The following is a 16,858-nucleotide window of genomic DNA, read 5'->3' as shown; positions in this document are numbered from 1 at the left end:
GGACGAGACAGTTTGCTTTTAACTCACGAATCGATTGGTTAAAATAATTTAGTGCGTTGAAAGTCAGGACAGTAGCTTTCGCGATTCCACCACACGTACATTTCTTGTCTAGAAGACAAATTACTTCTCATATGGGAAGTGGATTTTTATACACACGATGAATAGGAGGAAATCATATTGGCTACATCTCTACAAGGTAAGAACGCCATAATTACAGGTGCAGGACGCGGAATTGGCCGTGCCATTGCGGTAGCTTTAGCTAAAGAGGGAGTGAATGTTGGACTCCTTGCTAGATCTGAAGAACATTTGCTACAAGTTGTAAAAGAAGTGGAAGGAACAGGTGTGAAAGCAGTTTTCGCAACCGCTGACGTTTCTTCAAATGACGAAGTGACACGTTCAATTGAGTCGTTGACGAATCAACTGGGTACAGTCGATATATTGATTAATAATGCAGGCATTGCGAAATTCGGTAAATTTATGGACCTTGAAATTACTGAATGGGAAAAGATCATTCAAGTAAATTTGATGGGCGTTTATTATGTGACTCGTGCTGTTTTGCCGGGAATGATTGAACAACAAGCGGGAGACATTATCAATATTTCCTCTTCTGCAGGGCAAAAAGGCGCACCGATTACAAGTGCATATAGCGCTTCGAAGTTTGGGGTTCTTGGGATCACTGAATCACTCGCAATGGAAGTACGTAAGCACAATATCCGTGTCACCGCGTTGACGCCAAGTACAGTAGCTACAGATTTAGCAATCGACAATGATTTGACTGATGGCAATCCGGATAAAGTGATGCAACCAGAAGATATTGCAGAATTTATCGTTGCCCAATTAAAATTAAACAAGCGAATCTTTATAAAAGAAGCGGGACTGTGGTCAACCAATCCATAGAATCTCTAAAATGATGTCAAGGGATGGGCGAATTTCGCCATCCGCTCGGCATTTTTTATTGCAATTAACGTTTATAGCTCTTTTTACAAAAAGAGACCTCAATTTGATAATGATATTTGCTTAATTGGAAAAGTGAAAAATGGGTATCCTTTTATTACAGAATCTGAGAAATCATTTTTGATTCAGATTTAATCTATGAAATCACTTTAGCCCAAAGTTGCCCGCCCATTAAATTTTTTCAAAACGTGTAGAATCTCCTGTTGATTGGGTATGGATAAAGGAATATCATATAATTTAGAATTTCTTTTATTGGAGAGTGAATGTATGAATCGGATTTTTACTATTCTTGTACTGGTCGGGGTACCATTAACATTTGTGGCATCATTATTGCATTGGTCGAGTATTGCCATGTTTATTATTTGTTCGGTGACTGTTATCGCGATATCTAGCTTTATGGGACGAGCGACTGAAAGTTTGGCAGTGGTCAGTGGTCCTCGAATTGGTGGGTTACTGAATGCCACGTTTGGGAATGCGGTAGAGTTGATTATTTCTATCTTTGCCCTACAAGCTGGTTTAATTGGCGTCGTATTGGCTTCTTTGACTGGTTCGGTACTCGGGAACTTATTGTTAGTTGGAGGACTTTCCTTCTTCATGGGTGGACTGAAATTTAAACGCCAGAAATTTAGCATCCATGATGCCCGTCATAATTCTGGATTACTCGTTTTCGCAGTTATTGTGGCGTTCGTTATTCCGGAAATTTTTTCTATGTCCATGAATGAATCGAAAACGTTGCAGTTAAGCGTCGGGATTTCAATTATCATGATTGTTCTGTATTTAGCGGGACTGGTTTTCAAATTGGTCACACATCGAGGTGTATATGCACACACTGAGGGTGATGGAACAACTGAAGAACATGAAGAACCTGAATGGTCGAAGAAAAAAGCTTTGACCATCTTGCTGCTATCGACACTGGCTGTTGCTTATGTGTCTGAAAATCTAGTTCATACTTTTGAAGCGGTAGGAGAGCAATTTGGATGGTCCGAACTATTCATTGGGGTAATCATCGTTGCGATTGTTGGGAATGCAGCTGAGCACTCGTCTGCTATCTTAATGGCCCTGAAAAACAAAATGGACGTTGCCGTGGAAATTGCCATTGGTTCTACGTTGCAAATTGCTATGTTCGTAGCTCCTGTGCTCGTCATTATTTCTTTATTTATGCCTACAGCAATGCCGCTAGTTTTTACCATGCCGGAGCTCGTTGCCATGGCTACGGCAGTTCTCTTAACGATCAGCGTTTCCAACGACGGGGAGTCCAATTGGTTTGAAGGACTCACATTGCTTGCCGCTTATCTTATTATGGGCATTGGTTTTTATTTATTGTAATATCCAAATAACCGAACGAAAAAAGCTTTTGACTTTAATCAGTCAAAAGCTTTTTTTGCACCATCATTTCCACAGGGGTATTAATTTCACAAATCGATTTGAATTGCTGAACCGTATTGCGGGTAATGGATTGAAGAATATCCACTTCCAAATAGGATGTTCGTTTTGCATTTTTCCCCATCCACATTGTAGAATCAAAAAAACTAGCTACAATAATCCCTTGATACCTATTTAAACTATTCGCATGAGATAAAGGAAGTGGAAAATCAGTTTTATGTCCAGGTTCAGATTGGTATATATCTGTTTTCATTCCATGGCTCCTCTATGCTAATTGATGGTACATTATTTTATATACCCATTTTTCAAGGTGATAAGTCATATGAATCAAAATCTGCAACATAAAAGGAGAATATTAAAATTGAAACATAAATTATTTTACCAAGATGCTTACTGCCAAAAAGGAAAATCAATTGTAGTGAGTCAGATGAAAGACGAATCCGATAGATGGTACGTCAAGTTAGAAGAAACACTCTTTTATCCAACTGGTGGAGGACAGCCCCACGACACAGGTGCCATAAATGAAGTTGAAGTCATTGATGTGGAGGAAGTTGACGGTGAAATCCGACATTACATATCAGAACCATTGCTCGAAGTGGGGGACGCGGTTGAATTTGAAATTGATTGGAACCGTCGATTTGATTTCATGCAACAGCATACGGGACAACATATATTGACAGCTGCCTTTGTTGAATTGTTTGGCATACAAACGACCAGTTTTCATTTAGGGAAAGAACTGGTTACGATTGATTTGGATGTGAAGAATGTATCAGACGAGCAATTGCTGGAAGTGGAGAAACGCGCAAATCAAATCATATTAGATAACCGGCCAATCGAAACGAAGTGGGTCACAAAAGACGAATTGTCAGATTACCCACTTCGAAAGCAAGTAACAGTTGAAGAAGACATTCGTTTGGTGATTATTGCAGATTTCGATTACAACGGTTGCGGAGGAACACATCCATCATCCACTGCTCAAATCGGTTCGCTAAAGATTCTTGATACTGAAATGCAAAAAGGAAAAGTACGAGTGCATTTTGTTTGTGGAGGACGAGTGCTGAATCAACTTCACCGTAAGCAAAAGACTTTGCAAGAAGTGACACACCTGTTGAGCGCATCTGAAGAAGGGTTGTCACAGACAGTAAAAGTACTGCTCGAGAATGGGAAGAGGAATGAGAAACTGATCGATGAATCTCGTGAGCAATTACTGAGCTATGAAGTGAAGGAGTTACTTGCGGATAATGTCAGCAACGATTCCATTGAACGTATTTTTAAACAACGCCCGATTCAGGATTTGCAAAAACTGGCTCGTCTTCTTGTAGTTGAAGCACCTGCCTTTCGGGTCATCTTTATTGCGGAAAATGAAGGTTTGCTACAGGTCGTTCTTGCCCGCGGACTTGAGAACGATACAAATATGAAGCAATTGTCTGCACAGATTTTGCCGATTATCAACGGTAAGGGTGGCGGCTCAGAAAGCTTTGCTCAAGGTGGAGGGACGACCGAGCTTACTGGACAAGAATACTTGTCGCAAATTCATCAATACCTCATATAAGTGTTGCTCAAAAACCGGATCTAATAGGAGTGACACCACTTGAAACAGCTGCTGCTCACTTAAAAGGTGAAGAAGTTGAAGAATCCATTCCAGTTGAATTGAAACTGGTAAACAAATAAGCTTGCTGGCTAGTGCCAGGTGCCGACATGTGGAGAGGGACAGTGAATTTCCCGCGACATTAAGGTACCTGGCTTCTTTTGTTTGTGTTTCTCCAAGTTGACTTGCTGATGAGACGTGTTTGATTGATAAATGTGTTAGTTTGAGCGATAAAACTCGATTTTAAGCGATAAATCTCCAGTTTGATCGATAAATGGTCCAATCTGAGCGATAAATCTTTTCAACGATGTAACTACCATCTCAGTGTCGAGTTAACTTGTTTAATGAGACGATTAATGCAAGGCAAACAATGAGACTACTCATTGAAAAGTAGAATGTGCGTTCGGTAGATGCTATACTTTTTTTACATAAGGCTAAAAAGAAAGGTGGGGGTTTTGTGAAACCGGTTATTGTTGCAGAAAAGCCGAGTCAGGCGAAGGCATATGCAGATGCTTTCAAAGTGAAGAAGCAGGAAGGCTTTTTTGATGTACAACCATGCGAGGCTTTCCCGCAAGGCGCCTATATTACATGGGGAATCGGGCATCTGGTCGAACTGCGCGATCCAAAGTCCCATAATCCTAAATGGACGAAGTGGTCTCTTCAGACATTACCTATTTTGCCTGATGAATTTCAATTTCAAATTGCTAAAGGCAAGTCAAAACAGTTTGGAATCATTAAGAAATTGATTTATGAGACTGATACGGTAATCAATGCATGTGATGTTGATCGTGAGGGGTCCAATATTTTTTATAGTATCTTTGATTACACGCGTGCCCGCAACAAGACAATTAAACGCTTATGGATTAATTCTCTGGAAGTGGATGAAGTACGTAAAGGATTTATGCAGTTGCAGGACAACCGCAAGGATTTGCTTATGTATGAAGAAGCGAAGGCGCGTCAAATGAGTGATTGGCTTGTTGGGATGAATGGTTCTCGTCTTTACACGTTGCTCATTCAACAAAAAGGAATTCGTGAAGTGTTTTCTATAGGGCGAGTCCAATCACCTACAGTTTACCTGATTTACCAACGCGCCCTTGAAATTGAACGATTTGTTCCAGAATCCTTTTTTGAATTAGAAGGAACGTTCAAAGCGGAACATGGTTCATATAAAGGGAAAGCGAAAGGCAAAATGAAGCGCCTTGAAGAAGCTCAACAATTATTAAACAAACATCAAATAGACGGCTTGCTTCCAGGCACTGTGAAGCAACTGAAAACGGAAGATAAAAAGATTCTTCCCCCTAAACTTCATGCATTGTCCACCATTCAGGCAACAGCCAATCGCAAATGGAAATATAGTCCTGCAAGAGTGCTATCGACGATGCAGAGTCTGTACGAAAAGAAACTTGTCAGCTATCCGAGAACAGATACTCAGCACATTACACCAAATGAATTTTCGTATCTTGTTAATCAAGTTGAAGCTTACCAACAGCTTATTCAGCATCCTTTCCAAGTTGCTTCAAGGAATCCAAGTAAACGGTATGTCGACAGTTCAAAAGTGCAGGAACACTATGCAATCGTTCCAACGAAAAAAATTCCGAGCGACAAACAATTGGCTGGTTTGTCTCGTGAGGAACGAAATTTGTATGAAGAAGTGTTAAGTACCACACTCGCGATGTTCCATTCAGATTACTTATACAAAGAAACAACGGTGACAACGGATGTAAATGGCCTGGACTTTTTCTCGAGCGGCAAAACGGAAATCGATAAAGGTTGGAAAGCATTGTTTTCGAATGAAAAAGAACCGTCTTCAGCAAAAGAGCCCAATTTACCGAGGCTGTCACTGCACGAACAAGTGAAAAGTAAAGTGGCAATTAAAGAAGGTCAAACTACACCACCAAAGCCATACACGGAAGGCCAGCTCATTGCTATGATGAAAACCTGTGGGAAGTTTGTGGAAGATGCTGTGGATACTGAAATTCTTAAAGAAGTGGAAGGGCTCGGAACGGAAGCAACGCGGAGCGGAATAATTGAAACGATTAAACGACATGGGTATATTGAAGTTAAGCGAAATATCGTTTCCATTACTGAAAAAGGACGTGTCCTTTGCGAAGCGATTGAAGGAAATTTACTTGCAAGTCCCGTCATGACCGCAAAATGGGAAGCCTATTTAAAGAAAATCGGAACGGGTAATGGCTCATCCGAATTGTTTTTAGGCAGTATAGCTAAATACTTGAATCAATTGATTCATGATGTGCCGACGCAGCTGAGCGATAAGACTTTTCACATGACGACGGAAACGTTTGTCAGTAGAAAAGAAGTTGCGACTTGCCCGACCTGTAAAAAAGGAACCATTATTTCAAGGAAGAATTTTTATGGTTGCTCTGGCTATAAAGAGGGCTGTAAACAAACGTTTCCGGCCATGTTCCTAAAGAAACGGTTGTCCGTCAAACACATTGAAGATTTATGTGTGAAAGGGAAAACAGACCTAATTAAAGGGTTTGTTTCAAAAACGGGCAAAAACTTCAATGCCAAGCTGACATTCACTAATGGTCAATTAAAACTGGATTTTAACTAGGAGGATGACACAATGAACGAAAAAAATTATCAAGCGTTAATCGACGATCGTATATTTATTGGTGGGGTTAACGACGTACCACACGCGATTGAAGACGAAAAAATCGACGTGGTATACGATTTGCGTGCGGAAGTTGCGGCTTCATCAAGTGAAATCAGCAAACATCAGCCAATTGTGGATGATGGGGAATTCCAAGATGAATCGATTCGGACTGGTGTCAAACAAATTGTTCAGGATTACCAGGATGGCAAGAAAATCTTCTTCCATTGCAATACCGGTCGCGGTAGAGCAGGAACTATGGCTGTGGCTACGTTGATGGAACTCCGTTTAGCTGATTCAATTGAAGAAGCTGAAGCGAAAGTGAAAATGATTCGTTCTGAAGTGAACGTAAAACCTCAATTCAAAGAGGCTTTAACCCGTATTTATGGAAAATAAATAAAATTGTCATTCCAAAGCAACCTTGAGGAGGATCAAGGTTGCTTTTTTTATTTATATGAAGAAGGCAGTGGATACTGAAGAACAAACGAAAGGGTACAAGGAAATTGGTTTTCGTCCACTCATTGTGAGTAATTGTCCATTTAACTTTGGTTTTCTTCCATTCATTATGAGTTTTCGTCCGTTCAACTATGCTTTTTGTCCACTCACCTACCGTATTTGTTCATTCGCCTGGAGAAAGACACAATTCCTCTGGAGTAAGACATCAGATCCAATTAAAGAAAGCTGTTGATAATGAAAAAAACGAAAGGTTACATTTGCTCCTAGCATATCGCAGGAAAGAATAGGGTCAAAGGTAGTTTGACCCTATTCTTCGCGACGAGTAACCGCAGGAGCAACACTTTCGAAGCTTGAGACCTACAAGTATGTAGTTTTCATACTTGTTGGCTCATTCAGATAACGCTAATGACACGATAAGCAACAACTTCTTTTTTTGATGTAATGAAGAAAATTAATTGGAATAGTATGAGCCACTTTTAAGCAAACTAAGCAGGAGAAATCAAATAATCTCATTTGAAAACAGTTAAATCTAAAATTATTATTATTTGTCCAAGTAGTGGAGAAATATCATGAACAGCAACGATTAATGGGTGAGAAATGTTGTCGTGACATGCATTCTGTAGTGGTTTAAAGCCATGAAGAGGTGAAATTTCATCCATAAAGGTGTATACTTATAATAAGAGAACTTTTAGAAGAGGTGAAGAATGGATAATAATCAAATTCCAAGTGCTGTTAACAAGGACTTTTTGACTAATGAATTAGGGTTAGTACAACATTTAAATACAACCATTTTTAAGAAACGTGACTTTTTTGTATTGTCACCGTCTGTTCAAAATAAGTCTAATGGATTTGATTTAAGAGAAGTTAGTCTAAACAAATACAACCGTGTTGCCCATAATGGGTATTTGTTAATTCGCTACAAAGAACGTTTCTTGATTGCAAAGCTTGCCAATTTCAGAAAGAAAATGATGCGTGAAGAACTGAAAGCTACGAGTACTTCAAAAACGGCTCATTGGAAATTTATTGTAAAGGAAACGCCGACATTGCATGTGGTCTGCCAGACTGACAGTGATGAGACATTTCCTTTACAAGAACCGTCAAGCAACCAATTGATTAAATTCTTCCAATAAATAATCGAAAGCATGCGTACACTCAGTGCGCATGCTTTTTTTGTGTTTAAAATGTATCTTTTATCTTATTTTTGTATTTTAACCGATTTCCTCGCTTAAAAGTTTAAATAATGGGTATAAGTGTATGACAAACATGAAAACGGGAGTTGTTAAGATGGGGCATCATCAAATTGAATTATCAAATCTGACATTGGCATACCAAGACAGTGGTGAAGGGAAAGCAATTGTCCTCCTGCATGGTTTCTGTGGAAGTCATGAATACTGGGACAAAGTGATTCCGGCATTATCCGAAACGAATCGAGTGATTGTGCCCGATTTACCGGGTCATGGAGACTCCACTTTTCCTAAAGGGAACTACGGAATGGAATACATGGCGGATACGTTAGTAGAACTACTGGATCAATTGGAGTTGGAGAAAGTAACATTGTTTGGTCATTCTTTGGGTGGTTACATAACATTGGCATTCGCAGAAAAATATGAAGAACGACTGAATGGTTTCTCGTTGATTCATTCTACTGCGCATCCAGATTCTGAGGAAGCGAAAGAAGGTCGCGATGCATCCATTGAGAAAGTGAAATCGGAAGGAATCCCTGCTTTAATTGAGGGGTTAATTCCTAAATTATTTGCGCCTGAAAACTTGGAGACGCATGCAGAAGATGTAGAAAAAGCAAAAGAAATTGGGAAGGAAACAACTGAAGAAGGCGCAATCGGAATGTTAACAGCAATGAAAAATCGACCAGACCGAAATCATGTCATCAAAAACAGCAAGTTGCCTGCGCTACTGATTGCTGGGGAGAGGGATCAAGTCATCCCTCCCGAAAAAACTTTCTCTGTTCATCAAGAAACCATTTCCCAAGCTTTGATTAAAGGTGCCGGACACATGAGCATGATGGAAAAACCGGATTTATTACTATCCGAAATTCAAGATTTCTTAAAATCTTAAGTACCCAAAAACGCAATTGACCATCGGTTTGGTCTTTTGCGTTTTTTGTTTTTATTTTCTAAAAATTATTATATTGACCACTTCTGTATTATCCGTTAAATTCAGTACTGTATGTAAATTTTATACAAGAGGGGACAGCAAAATGAGAACACCAAATGTAACATCAGAGAGAGAAACGATATACTTCGTATTGAGTATTATATTCAGTATATTTATTTATATCATTGCGGCCATTTCAATTATCGGAATCGGCATAGCGCTGGGCTTATTAGCCATCGTAATTTATGCAAATATGATTATGCTTGGATCAATCCGAGGGAATGGAATTCGTATTAACCAAAACCAATTCCCGGATGTTTACGAACGGGTAGTGGTTTTATCGCAAGAAATGGGCCTGAAACGTGTACCCGATGTATTTATTGTTCAGTCTGAAGGGGCATTAAACGCATTTGCAACACGCTTTTTAGGTCGTGATATGGTAGTTGTTTATTCAGAAGTTTTCGAACTTGCAAGACAGGGTGGAGCAGCTGAACTTGATTTCATCATTGCCCATGAACTTGCTCATATTAAACGACGCCATGTTTGGAAGAACCTGCTACTGCTTCCTGCAACTTTCATCCCTTTCTTATCACAAGCTTACAGTCGTTCATGTGAATATACATGTGACCGCGAAGCGGCTTTCTATACTCAAAATGGAATTGCTGCAAAACGGGCATTAACGATTCTTGGAGCTGGCAAGGATTTGTATCAAGAAGTAAACGAATCAGCCTATTTAGAGCAAATCAAGAGTGAGTCCAATGTTGCTGTGTGGTTAAGTGAAGTCTTATCTAGTCATCCTCGCTTACCAAAACGCATCCAATCTGTCGGACAGTTTATGCGTGTAGAGGGAACACCCTCATATGAACCGAAACAAGGGAAAATAGTGTTGGGTGCCAGTTTATTATTTGGTGGGATGTTTGGAGTCTATCTGCTGATTGTGTTCTTTTTCTCAGCAGGGGGATTGGTCTATTCAAGCTTCATTCCATCTCTTCTTTCAGAGGATACATTCGATTTGTCAGAGGAAGACTATTATCCTACCGAAGGAGAAACTCCTCTTATGACTGCGGCATACGATGGGGATATTGAAGAAGTAAATGCCTTAATTGATGAAGGTGCCGACCTGGAAGAAACAGATGCTGAGGGATATACTGCTCTCGCATACGCAGGTTTTTTACAGAATAACGATGTCGCACAAGTTCTCTTGGAGGCTGGAGCAGATCCGAATGCTCTAAATGACTATTCGACTGTTTTGATGGATGCTTTATACAACGAGAATTATGAACTTGCATTAATGCTCTATGAGTACGGAGCAGATCCCGAACTTGAAGATCCTTCAGGGGAATCAGCCTTTTCATATCTTGAAGTCGATAATGAAGAAGATTTTTATAGAGTAATTACACAATAGATTTTAAATTAAAGGCTTTGGTAAACTATCCTGTTGTTTTTCGTCACTAGCCGCATTTACGCATGAGCCAACATTCTTTAATATAGCTAAATAAAAAAAGAGGACGCGACAAAGTCAAGGTTAATGACTTTATCGCGTCCTCTTCATTTTTGTACAGAAAAAAGTTCTAGAAACACTGGAAAGATGAGATTCTGTCTAAATCTGTTCCGTAATAAGTCCATCTACGGCCATTCCAACGCCAACCTGCAACGGATTGTCTGCCAACGAATGTTGGGAAAAACCAGAAAGAACGACCATTTCGTAGCCATATAAACGTAAACCGGAACAAACAGCCCCTAATCGCACCGGGATCTACTGCAAAAGCCGAAACTCCACCTCGAGCACCGGCAGCTTGCTGAGGAACGAAAGATGGTGGTGGACCAGACGGCGGGCCGCCTGAAGGTTGTTGGCCACCTCCTTGACCAGGGAATCCAGGACCTTGCCCGGGGAAACCACCTTGACCTGGAAATCCTCCTTGTCCAGGGAATCCTGGTGGAAATCCAGGACCACGTCCAGGGAAGTTTGGCGAGCCATCACCAGGTGGAAATGGGGGAAATTGATTAACCAAAATGAGTACCTCCTTTAAACTGTATTCGAGTTAGTATATGGCTTTGTCGAAGAAGGGTTTGGGTTCCATTCATACGCCAGTTGCAACAATACAAAAGTGCCAGGCAAAGGTTCTGAGAAAACCGGTGCCTGGCACTTCGTTACTTTTCTATAATACGTACATATATACACACAAAAAGTGACAAAGAGTTCCAAGTAAAATGAAGATGTGGAAAATTTCATGAAAACCGAGGTATTTGGATTTCATGAAACTGGGCTTGGCACCGTAAATGACACCTCCTATTGTGTACATGATTCCACCAACAACGAGCAACCAAAGTCCCTTCGCACTTAAAGTTGCCGTAAGTGGTGAGGCAAGAAAAACAATAATCCAACCCATTCCAATATAAAGAGCAGTGGAAAGCCATCGCGGACAGTTGAACCACACCATTTTAAACAGAATACCTGCGATCGCTAAACCAGTAACGACAGAAAATAAAACAAATCCATTCTTGCCGTTTAGAGCAATTAAGCAGAAAGGAGCGTACGATCCTGCAATCAACAAAAAAATCATGGAGTGATCAAGTCTTCTGAAAAAAGCAATGACATTGTCCTTCGCAATTACCATATGATAAGTGGCGGATGCTGTATACAATAAAACCATGCTGATGCCAAATATGATAACGGCGACAATATGAAGAACAGGCACATCACTTATAGATGCTTTGACAGTCATAGCAATTAACGCAATGACAGATAATACCGCACCGACTAAATGAGATAAACTATTAAAAGGTTCTCGAATATAAGCGTGCATTTAAATGCCCCCAATTCAATATGTAGTTATTAATACTATGTTTAACGATATAACTATATCACCATCTAGTCAATATTTACGCTTGGTCTTTTTTAAGTTACACTGAAACTACTAAATGCCAATGAAAACCGAGGGATACAAGATGGAAAACACACAAGAATTGTTGAGGAAACTTTCTTTAGAGAAGAACATTTCACTTCAGGAAATGCCCGATATCGATTTATATATGGATCAAGTCATTCAATTATTTGATCACACTTTTAAAAGTACAAAGCGCAATGAAGAAGAAAAAGTTTTGACCAAAACTATGATCAACAACTATGCGAAAGCGAAGCTGTTCATTCCTATAAAAAATAAAAAATATTCGAAGAAGCATCTCATCTTGATCAGTTTGGTCTATCAATTAAAAGGTGCTCTATCAATCAATGACATTAAGTCAACGCTGGACGGTCTTAATTCCAAACTGACAAATGAAGACTTTGAGTTAGAAAAATTCTATAATAGCTATCTTGCTATTCAGAGTGGGAATGCCTCGGATTTCGAGTCGGAATTCCAAAAAAGAGCAATAGATGTCCACAAAGAAGTGGCCCAAATGAAAGACAGCGAAGCGGAAAAATTGGAGAAAATTCTTCTGATCACCTCACTGGTTAACATCAGTAACTCGTACCGTAGAGCAGCGGAGCTGTTAATTGATGAATTAAAAGAGGAATCACAAAGGGTCACGGGCGATGTACTACCAAAAAAATGAAGAACTTGAATATCATTAACTTTCAATCTGTAACAGATAAGGAGTGACACATGTGTTAGAACAAGCAACAAAATACTTACAAACCTTTTTTGGATATGAGTCATTCCGAACCGGACAGGAACAAGTAATTACACAAGTACTAAATGGCGACAATTCAATATGCGTGATGCCGACTGGTGGCGGGAAATCTATCTGCTATCAAATACCGGCACTAGTTTTAGAAGGTACTACGATTGTTGTTTCTCCATTGATTTCATTAATGAAAGACCAGGTGGATACCTTACTGGAAGCGGGCATTCATGCGGCATATATCAATAGTTCATTGAGTCATGAAGAAGTGCGTGAAGTACTGTATGATGTGCAACGCGGAGCTGTCAAACTTTTATATATTGCCCCAGAAAGATTGGACTCCCAGTCCTTTTTGAATGAACTTCGGGATATTCCAGTACCATTGATAGCTGTTGACGAAGCACATTGTATTTCTCAATGGGGACATGATTTCCGTCCAAGTTACCGATTAATCAGTCGAATGACCGAGCTTTTCCCGAATAAACCGACAGTCCTTGCATTAACTGCCACTGCCACACCACAAGTGCGCGAAGACATTTGCCGAATTCTGAATATCACGGAAGAAAACACTGTAATGACCGGTTTTGAACGATCAAATTTAACATTCTCTGTTATTCGTGGACAAGACCGTGAAAAATTTGTCAAAGATTATTTAATGAAAAATGAAAACGAATCAGGCATTATTTATGCAGCTACTCGAAAAACAGTCAATCATATTCACGACATGCTGCAAAAACGAGGAATTAGCGTGGCAAAATATCACGGCGGTATGTACGATGAGGACCGCACCTATGAGCAGGAACGTTTCCTTAAAGATGAAGTTCAGGTGATGGTGGCGACAAATGCCTTTGGAATGGGTATCGACAAATCAAATATTCGCTATGTTATCCATTATCAACTGCCGAAAAATATGGAGAGTTATTACCAGGAGGCAGGACGTGCAGGTCGTGATGGATTGCCGAGTGCGTGTGTTGTACTCTATGCCTCACAGGATGTTCAGACCCAACGATTCCTGATTGATCAAGCACAAGACCCAAGTCGTATACCCGGCGAACTTATCAAGTTGCAGGGAATGGTTGACTACTGTCATACAGAAAATTGTCTGCAGCAATTCATCATTCACTATTTTGGTGACGCCGATGCAGACGTTTGCGGCCAATGTAGCAATTGCACCGACCAACGGGAAAGTCAGGACGTTACACAAGATGTCCAAATGGTCCTTTCATGCGTCATTCGAATGGGACAGAAATTCGGAAAAATGCTGACAGCCCAAGTACTGACGGGATCCAGAAATAAAAAGGTAATTGAATTTGGATTTGACAGACTGACAACGTACGGTATATTAAAGCATTACAGTGCGAAAGATGTAGCGAACTTGATGGAGTTCATGATTTCACAGGACTTACTCGCAGTCGAACATGGATCATTTCCAACAATATATGTTACCGAGAAAAGTAAAGAAGTACTGAAAGGAAATCAAAAAGTCCTTCGCAAAGGGGCGATTGTTACCCAACAAGTTACTGACAATGATCCGTTATTTGAAGAACTGCGCATCGTGAGAAAGCGATTGGCTGACGAATCAAATGTTCCGCCATTTGTCATCTTCTCGGATAAAACATTGAAAGACATGTGTGCCAAACGTCCGAAAACCGAGGAAGAGTTTCTTGAAGTCAGTGGTGTAGGTGCCAATAAACTTGAGAAATATGGAGTGGCATTTTTGAATGCCATCAATCAATGAGACCTAGGATTTTAGATCATTTCAGATTTTTCGTCTACTCTTTTTCATAACTGCACTAGCTTTTATGGGAATCCTCTTTGCTGATATGGATAATCTTCAGCGATATGTTCATTTCGATGACATGAAGATGGAAAGCGCCATCATTCGTACCATCATTAGTTGGATGCATTTGTGGTTTGCTTTCCGGTTATTTAACAGGTTCAAGGACACTCCCACGTGGTTGAAAATAGTACTGGCAGTACCGTCTTTTTTACTGGCAATATTTTGTGCTGGATTTCTCCTCAGTCTATTTGTCGATGTTGAGGGGTAATACACAAAAACAGGGCTTTTTCCGTCGTCATCATTCATGACGGAGGAAAAGCCCTTTAATTATTGTCGTCTTCAGTTACTTTTCTTTTGAAACTTCCAGCTTCTCATTCCCCATGAAATATACAGCAACGATTGCAATGGCAATCGGGATGAGTGACCAAAGGAAAGTAGCCGAGATGGAATTCGACATGGCATTGATAATGACATCCAAAATGTTTGATGGAATCATCTGTCGTTGTTCGGGTTGGAATACGGTCTGTAAATTGTCAATTGTCTGCGATGCATCTTGACCAGAACCCCCAAGCTTGTCTTGTATTTCATTAGTCATCAATTTCGTCTGCAATGACCCGAATATGGTAATACCCAGCGCCAAACCCAATGACCGGAAAAATGAATTTGTCGAGTTGGCAGAACCGCGATGGCGATAATCCATCTTATGCATACTCGCCGAAGGCAGTAATGAAAATGAAAACCCTACGCCCATCCCAACCAATACCATATACAAAGTAAGTAAAATACGGCTTGTTTCAGGAGAAATTGTCGACATGAATGCCATTCCAATTGCGTAGAAAACTACGGATATAGCCATTATTTTCTGATAGGAAATTTTGGTTTGTGCAATCCCTGCGAATGCACTTCCGGCAACAGATCCAAGTAACATCGGCATCAGAATAATACCGGCATTCGTCGCGGAACCCCCATACACGGCTTGAACAAAAATAGGTATGAAAATCGTCAATCCGACAAATGTCGCACCAAAAATAAATGCGAGTACTTGTGAAGAAGCGAACAGACGGTTTTTGAACATCCAAAACGAAATGATTGGTTCGGATGCTTTCGTTTCTGCCCATAAGAAGACAATCAAAAACACAATGAAAATCCCGAATAATGTGTAGCTTTGCCATGAACTCCAGGCAAATTCTTTGCCGGCGAGCTCTAGTCCAAACATTAGGCTAACAACAGCTGTTATCAAGGTGATCGCGCCAAGCCAATCAATCTTAAGTTTCGCATTTTGCTTCGTTTCTTTGTAGAATTTCAGAATTAGAAATAGAGATACAATTCCGATTGGCACATTCACATAAAACACCCAGTGCCAGCTGATTGTGTCGGTAATAAAGGCTCCAAGTAACGGACCGAGTACACTGGAAGCACCGAATACACCTCCCAATAATCCGGTCATTTTCCCACGTTTTTCAGGAGGGAAGATATCAAAGACAATCGTAAAAGCAATCGGCATCAATGCGCCTCCGCCGATTCCTTGAATAGCTCTGTATACAGCCAATTGAGGGACAGATTGTGCGATTCCACATAAAGCAGAACCAATCAGGAAAATTGCCAGTCCAAAGACGAAGAACCGTTTGCGTCCATACATATCGGATAATTTCCCGAAAATCGGCATCCCTGCCAAGACGGCTACAGCATATGCTGATGTAATCCACACGTAACTCTCGACTCCACCTAAGTCTGCCAATATCGACCCAAGTGCAGTGGCAACAATCGTATTGTCCATCGCAGCCATCAAAATCGCTAAAAGCAAGCCTGATACGACCAGGCGTAAATTTCTTTGTTCTATCATGTTAATTGCTCCTCTTATGTAAAAAATATGAAAAATCTGTGATGGGAAAAGTATAACAATAGTGTCACTAAAAAAGAAACTTTCACTAATAAAACGAAATACAATGAAGTCGAGCTACTCATTGAAAACGGACATTTTAAACAAGCGATTGAAGTCATCTTTGAAACAATCCGCTTTGGAAACAAATACTTTGACGCCCAGCAACCGTGGAAAACCATTCATGAAAAACGGGAAGCTTGTCGAAACGTACTGCTTACATGTGTGCATATCATTTCTAACTGCACCCAACTGTTAGCGCCATTTCTGCCGTTTTCCAGTGAAAAAGTTAATGAAATGTTACAATTGGCTCCATTTTCATGGCAGCCAATTGAAAAAGTAGCTTATCAAGTTTTCCAAGTAAGTCCTTTATTTGAACGAATTGATGTAAATCTGATCGAAGAAGAGTTAGAGAAGCTTAGATTAAACGCGAAATGAGTAAAAGAGATGGTGAATTCCACAATGGAA

At 40.2% G+C, this 16,858-nt stretch carries 14 protein-coding genes and 1 pseudogene; 11 read left to right on the top strand and 4 right to left on the bottom strand.

What is annotated here, in order from left to right; genetic code table 11:
* The first annotated feature begins 177 nt into the window (after positions 1 to 177).
* Positions 178 to 897 (top strand): 3-ketoacyl-ACP reductase, encoded by a 720-nt coding sequence (locus tag HMPREF1210_RS09810; RefSeq protein ID WP_016428511.1) that lies wholly within the window; start codon positions 178 to 180, stop codon positions 895 to 897.
* 324 nt (positions 898 to 1,221) lie between these two features.
* Positions 1,222 to 2,280 carry a calcium/proton exchanger gene (cax, locus tag HMPREF1210_RS09805; RefSeq protein WP_016428510.1) on the top strand — a complete coding sequence of 353 codons (1,059 nt, stop codon included), beginning with the start codon at positions 1,222 to 1,224 and terminating at the stop codon, positions 2,278 to 2,280.
* Between the two features lie 34 nt (positions 2,281 to 2,314).
* On the opposite strand, the gene HMPREF1210_RS09800 is transcribed toward cax, so the two are convergent.
* Entirely contained in the window at positions 2,315 to 2,590 is a 276-nt protein-coding gene (locus HMPREF1210_RS09800) for a hypothetical protein (RefSeq protein ID WP_016428509.1), read from the bottom strand.
* A gap of 69 nt (positions 2,591 to 2,659) precedes the next feature.
* On the opposite strand from HMPREF1210_RS09800, the gene HMPREF1210_RS09795 reads away from it, so the two are divergent.
* From HMPREF1210_RS09795 to HMPREF1210_RS09765, 6 genes are all read left to right on the top strand, one after another.
* Positions 2,660 to 3,889 carry an alanine--tRNA ligase-related protein gene (locus tag HMPREF1210_RS09795; protein ID WP_147640305.1) on the top strand — a complete coding sequence of 410 codons (1,230 nt, stop codon included), beginning with the start codon at positions 2,660 to 2,662 and terminating at the stop codon, positions 3,887 to 3,889.
* A gap of 493 nt (positions 3,890 to 4,382) precedes the next feature.
* The gene (gene topB / locus HMPREF1210_RS09790) at positions 4,383 to 6,500 is read left to right on the top strand and encodes a type IA DNA topoisomerase (protein WP_016428507.1); all 2,118 of its coding nucleotides are present in this window, start codon (positions 4,383 to 4,385) and stop codon (positions 6,498 to 6,500) included.
* 12 nt (positions 6,501 to 6,512) lie between these two features.
* Positions 6,513 to 6,935: a dual specificity protein phosphatase family protein gene (locus tag HMPREF1210_RS09785; protein ID WP_016428506.1), complete on the top strand. Its 423-nt coding sequence runs from the start codon at positions 6,513 to 6,515 to the stop codon at positions 6,933 to 6,935.
* 764 nt (positions 6,936 to 7,699) lie between these two features.
* Positions 7,700 to 8,125, top strand: a complete 426-nt coding sequence (locus HMPREF1210_RS09775; RefSeq protein ID WP_016428505.1) for a hypothetical protein — start codon at positions 7,700 to 7,702, stop codon at positions 8,123 to 8,125.
* Positions 8,126 to 8,279: 154 nt separating this feature from the next.
* Complete coding sequence (locus HMPREF1210_RS09770) at positions 8,280 to 9,068, top strand: alpha/beta fold hydrolase (RefSeq protein ID WP_016428504.1); 789 nt, start codon at positions 8,280 to 8,282, stop codon at positions 9,066 to 9,068.
* 142 nt (positions 9,069 to 9,210) lie between these two features.
* Complete coding sequence (locus tag HMPREF1210_RS09765) at positions 9,211 to 10,512, top strand: M48 family metallopeptidase (protein ID WP_016428503.1); 1,302 nt, start codon at positions 9,211 to 9,213, stop codon at positions 10,510 to 10,512.
* A 166-nt stretch (positions 10,513 to 10,678) separates the two neighbouring features.
* On the opposite strand, the gene HMPREF1210_RS09760 is transcribed toward HMPREF1210_RS09765, so the two are convergent.
* Positions 10,679 to 11,119 (bottom strand): hypothetical protein, encoded by a 441-nt coding sequence (locus tag HMPREF1210_RS09760; RefSeq protein WP_016428502.1) that lies wholly within the window; start codon positions 11,117 to 11,119, stop codon positions 10,679 to 10,681.
* 147 nt (positions 11,120 to 11,266) lie between these two features.
* Positions 11,267 to 11,914: a hemolysin III family protein gene (locus HMPREF1210_RS09755; RefSeq protein ID WP_016428501.1), complete on the bottom strand. Its 648-nt coding sequence runs from the start codon at positions 11,912 to 11,914 to the stop codon at positions 11,267 to 11,269.
* 142 nt (positions 11,915 to 12,056) lie between these two features.
* Between HMPREF1210_RS09755 and HMPREF1210_RS09750 the strand changes: the two genes are divergently transcribed.
* Both HMPREF1210_RS09750 and recQ read left to right on the top strand, forming a co-directional pair.
* Complete coding sequence (locus HMPREF1210_RS09750) at positions 12,057 to 12,662, top strand: DUF1836 domain-containing protein (RefSeq protein ID WP_016428500.1); 606 nt, start codon at positions 12,057 to 12,059, stop codon at positions 12,660 to 12,662.
* 52 nt (positions 12,663 to 12,714) lie between these two features.
* Positions 12,715 to 14,469 carry a DNA helicase RecQ gene (gene recQ / locus HMPREF1210_RS09745; RefSeq protein WP_016428499.1) on the top strand — a complete coding sequence of 585 codons (1,755 nt, stop codon included), beginning with the start codon at positions 12,715 to 12,717 and terminating at the stop codon, positions 14,467 to 14,469.
* Positions 14,470 to 14,854: 385 nt separating this feature from the next.
* On the opposite strand, the gene HMPREF1210_RS09740 is transcribed toward recQ, so the two are convergent.
* On the bottom strand, positions 14,855 to 16,354 hold the full coding sequence (locus tag HMPREF1210_RS09740; RefSeq protein WP_016428498.1) for an MDR family MFS transporter: 1,500 nt from the start codon (positions 16,352 to 16,354) through the stop codon (positions 14,855 to 14,857).
* 105 nt (positions 16,355 to 16,459) lie between these two features.
* Here HMPREF1210_RS09740 and HMPREF1210_RS17685 point away from each other — a divergent pair.
* Positions 16,460 to 16,828, top strand: a pseudogene (locus tag HMPREF1210_RS17685) (class I tRNA ligase family protein); the annotation flags it as partial.
* Between the last annotated feature and the right edge of the window lie 30 nt (positions 16,829 to 16,858).

The sequence above is a fragment of the Paenisporosarcina sp. HGH0030 genome (assembly GCF_000411295.1).
In the GTDB taxonomy this organism is placed as follows: domain Bacteria; phylum Bacillota; class Bacilli; order Bacillales_A; family Planococcaceae; genus Paenisporosarcina.
This window is presented reverse-complemented; position numbering and strand designations above follow the sequence as displayed.